Source organism: Streptomyces cyaneofuscatus (genome assembly GCF_000718135.1).
In the GTDB taxonomy this organism is placed as follows: Bacteria; Actinomycetota; Actinomycetes; order Streptomycetales; family Streptomycetaceae; genus Streptomyces; species Streptomyces cyaneofuscatus.
Map to the genome: position 1 here is coordinate 1 of NZ_JOEM01000086.1, position 380 is coordinate 380.

The 380-nt window shown below is 64.7% G+C and carries 1 protein-coding gene; it reads left to right on the plus strand.

Annotation, left to right across the window (positions count from 1 at the left end):
• Positions 1-325, plus strand: a 325-nt coding sequence (locus IF17_RS0135870; protein WP_030575435.1) for a glutamine amidotransferase-related protein, incomplete at its 5' end; no start/stop codon positions are given.
• Between the last annotated feature and the right edge of the window lie 55 nt (positions 326-380).

Below are 380 nucleotides of genomic sequence, written 5' to 3' on the forward strand. Positions count from 1 at the left end.
GCTGGGGTTCGGTACGTACAAGCTGAAGTACGGGCACCGTGGGATCAACCAGCCGGTGCAGGACCGCACCACGGGCAAGGTCGAGGTCACGGCCCACAACCACGGCTTCGCCGTCGACGCCCCCCTCGACAAGGTGTCCGACACCGAGTTCGGCCGTGCCGAGGTATCCCATGTGTGCCTGAACGACCAGGTGGTGGAGGGACTTCAGCTCTTGGACCGGCCGGCGTTCAGTGTGCAGTACCACCCGGAGGCGGCGGCCGGTCCGCATGACGCCGCGTATTTGTTCGATCGTTTCGTTTCTCTGATGGAGGGCCAGCGTGCCTAAGCGCTCCGATATCCAGTCCGTCCTGGTCATCGGCTCGGGTCCGATCGTCATCGGC